This window comes from Sphingobium sp. Ant17, assembly GCF_000588875.1.
GTDB lineage: Bacteria > Pseudomonadota > Alphaproteobacteria > Sphingomonadales > Sphingomonadaceae > Sphingobium.
The window spans coordinates 1-3091 of sequence record NZ_JEMV01000142.1; the positions used below are offsets into that span (position 1 = coordinate 1).

Here is a 3091-nt window from a genome sequence, read left to right on the forward strand (position 1 = left end):
TTCCAGCGTCATTCCCAATGGTAACAACCAGATCGCAGGAAAGCGATCCTGCTAACATCGAATTTGTCCACGCCGCCTAGCCCACAATCGCAGTTTTGATTTTTAAGCATCGCGCCATTATTTGCTACACACTGGCCACTTTTTAGTCGCCAGCCCATGGCCTTGAATCACAAATCCAGCAGGGAAAAATCCAAAAACATTCAAACTTCAATTTTTCATAATCTAAACAACAAATTTATTCATAAGATAATCTATTTGGCAATTATCAAAWTTTTAATATTTTGCGAAAATATTCTTCGATTGATTCATGCTGAATATATATAGATTTGAACATTTCATTGAGATATTGTTCTTCTACCGACAAACTTATGCTCAGGGTTTCTTCGCTCAGATCATCCCCTAGATGCGCGCGCACGCTATAGCCAAATGACGCGATGCGGTCGTTCAAATCCCCTGCCTCATTGGTTAGAAGATAGTCGGCGAATATATCGTCGATCTCCACCCCAATGATTTTTGTGGAACAGCGCAACGGCTATACCCGTCCTGTCCTTTCCGGCGGCACAATGCACCAAATGTCGCCCCCATCAGTTTTCGATCAAACGCTGAAAAAATAGAGACGAAGGCAATTAATTTGCTCTGGTTTAAAAGGACTGATTCTATAATATTCCAAGAGGCGCGCACGGACCATTTGCGGTGTGGCGGCAACGTCCATAATTGCCTCATGGGGTGGACGGGCATGAATATAGCTATCAGAAAATAGAATTTTTGCCCGACTGGAGACGCTGTAGCGATTGGGCTTTGCAACGCGCTCATCCAGACTGCGCAAATCGATCATAGCCTTGAGAGCCAAGTCGTCAACGAGTGCCAGGTCAGATGTGGTGGCTTGGGAATGTTCACCCGAACGAAAGAGCATGGCAGGTCTTAAACGGCCACCGCCTCGAACCGTATAGCCGCCATAATCTCGGAAATTATGAATGCGCTTTGTCGGCAATATATGCTTGTTCTGTGACATGCGGCTCATCTATGCGATTGCTGCGGCAGGGCGGTTCATACCCTGGCCGTGTTGCACTACCATCAATCGAATGAATGACCCACTCGACGTCCATAGCTTTTAGGGAATGCTGCCCGGCCAAGCGCATATGTACGCACGGCCAAGGGCAGCACATCCTCTCGCCTCACCTAGCCCGGAAAATTCACCTAGGGTTGGCGGATGTGGCATAACACTATGATTTAACGTATGATTTGGTTGCTAAAGCCGATCACCGTTATTTCTGGAGAGCGACACCCGCCATGGACGATCCTACGCTGCCCCTGGCCGGTTTGTCACCTGTTTCGGGCAAGCGTGTAGACGCCAGGTTCGACGGCGGCCAGCTCTCCTCAGATGGCGGTCTGGTGCTGCTGCGTGAAGTTGAGGAGCGCCTTGGTGTTGCTGATCGGCTTGCGGCCTGCATCAAGGATCCGCGCGCGCCCGATCGTATTACTCACAGCCTGGCCGACATGATCCGGTTTCGCCTGATGATGATCGCGGCGGGCTATGAAGATGGCAACGACGCCGCCAGCCTGCGCCATGATCCAATGTTCCAGATGGCGCTGGACGTGGCTCCTTCGGGTCACGCCTTGTGCTCGCAGCCGACGATCTCAAGGCTGGAGAACCTGCCCGACACGCGCGCGTTGCTGGGAATGGGGCGGGCACTGGTCGACCAATATTGCGGCTCCTTCGGTACCGTGCCCAAACGGATCATCCTGGACATTGATGATACCTTTGACGCTGTCCATGGCGGCCAGCAACTGCGCTTGTTCAACGCTCATCACGATGAATATGGCTTCCAGCCCATTGTCGTGTTCGATGGCGAGGGACGCTTCATCACCGCCGTGCTGCGCCCGGCCAAACGGCCCGGTGGCAAGGAAATCAGGGCTTTCCTGCGTCGGCTGCTGCGCGCGATCCGCAGCCATTGGCCCAGAACGCAAATCCTGCTGCGCGGCGACAGCCATTATTGCTGCCCCGAAGTGATCGACTGGTGCCGGGCGGCGGGCACGATTTCATTCTGGGCGTGGCGCCCACATCAACTCTGCGCCGCCACATCACCGATCTGGAAGCCAGCACAAAGGCACGGTTTGAGGCCGCACCCGGTGATGGCAAGACCCGCCGCTTCAAATCCTTCCATGACGCGCCAGAAGCTGGAGCCGTGTCGAGCGCATCATCGCCCGCATCGAGGTTGGCGAGCAGGGCGCGGACACGCGCTTTATCGTCACCAATCTCAAAAAGGGCTCACCGCGCTGGCTGTATGAACAGGTCTATTGCCGACGCGGCCAGGCGGAAAACCACATCAAATCCTGGAAAACCCACCTCGCCGCTGACCGTACATCCTGCACCAGAGCCACCGCCAACCAGTTTCGCCTGTTCCTCCACGCCGGGGCCTACTGGCTGATGTGGGGCCTGCGCGCCGCCATGCCCAAGCGCTCCATTTGGCGCACTGCGCAGTTCGACACCCTGCGTCTGCGCCTCATCAAGATCGCCGCACGCGTCACAGAATTGAAAACGATGATCCGCATCCAATGGCCCACACCGTGCCCACACCAGAAGATCGTTCAGGTCGCGCTCGACCGGATACCCCGTCTGATCACCTGAGCGCGGGCAAAGCCCGTCAAATCGAACTCGTCCCCGTCACCCGCAAGCTTCAACACACGAACATCACCCCCGGGAAGGGCGTGATCCCCTGCGACTGTTGAAGGTTCAAACCGTCAATCCTGCGCTACGGCACCAAGTCACATGAATTTTCCGGGCTAGAAAGATGTGATGACGCTGCGGGCGATGGATCCTCCTTTGAGTTCCTCATAGGCCTCATTGATGTCGGCCAAGTTGATCTCGCGCGAAATCAGATCGTCCAGGTTGAGTTTTCCTTCCAGATAGAGCCGGGCATACATCGGTATGTCATGCTTGATATTGGATGACCCCATATAAACGCCGCGCAGATCGACCTGATTGGTCAGCAGATCGACCGTCACATTGACGTCGATTGTGCTGGTCGGCGCGTGGACCCCGATCAGATAGGCGCCGCCACCCTTGCGAACCATCTTGATTGCCTGTTCA

At 54.8% G+C, this 3091-nt stretch carries 3 protein-coding genes and 2 pseudogenes; 1 reads left to right on the plus strand and 4 read right to left on the minus strand.

Annotated elements, in window-relative coordinates; all coding sequences use genetic code 11:
* Positions 1 to 265 precede the first annotated feature (265 nt).
* Genes BF95_RS31295 through BF95_RS31305 form a run of 3 tightly spaced genes read right to left on the minus strand, consistent with a single transcriptional unit; the run spans position 266 to position 1012 of the window.
* Positions 266 to 502 (minus strand): tyrosine-protein phosphatase, encoded by a 237-nt coding sequence (locus BF95_RS31295; protein ID WP_043155449.1) that lies wholly within the window; start codon positions 500 to 502, stop codon positions 266 to 268.
* Positions 459 to 569, minus strand: a complete 111-nt coding sequence (locus BF95_RS31300; RefSeq protein WP_443018433.1) for a tyrosine-protein phosphatase — start codon at positions 567 to 569, stop codon at positions 459 to 461. Before BF95_RS31300 ends, BF95_RS31295 begins: the two co-directional genes overlap by 44 nt.
* 26 nt (positions 570 to 595) lie before the next feature.
* Positions 596 to 1012 carry a tyrosine-protein phosphatase gene (locus BF95_RS31305; protein ID WP_161774431.1) on the minus strand — a complete coding sequence of 139 codons (417 nt, stop codon included), beginning with the start codon at positions 1010 to 1012 and terminating at the stop codon, positions 596 to 598.
* A gap of 278 nt (positions 1013 to 1290) precedes the next feature.
* Here BF95_RS31305 and BF95_RS27015 point away from each other — a divergent pair.
* Positions 1291 to 2629 (plus strand): annotated as a pseudogene (locus BF95_RS27015) (IS1380 family transposase).
* Between the two features lie 155 nt (positions 2630 to 2784).
* Here BF95_RS27015 and BF95_RS24765 read toward each other — a convergent pair.
* Positions 2785 to 3091 (minus strand): annotated as a pseudogene (locus BF95_RS24765) (alcohol dehydrogenase); the annotation flags it as partial.

Excerpts from the sequence above, each read along its gene's own strand:
- BF95_RS31305 (WP_161774431.1), bottom strand. The coding sequence starts at position 1,012 with ATGTCACAGAACAAGCATATATTGCCGACAAAGCGCATTCATAATTTC.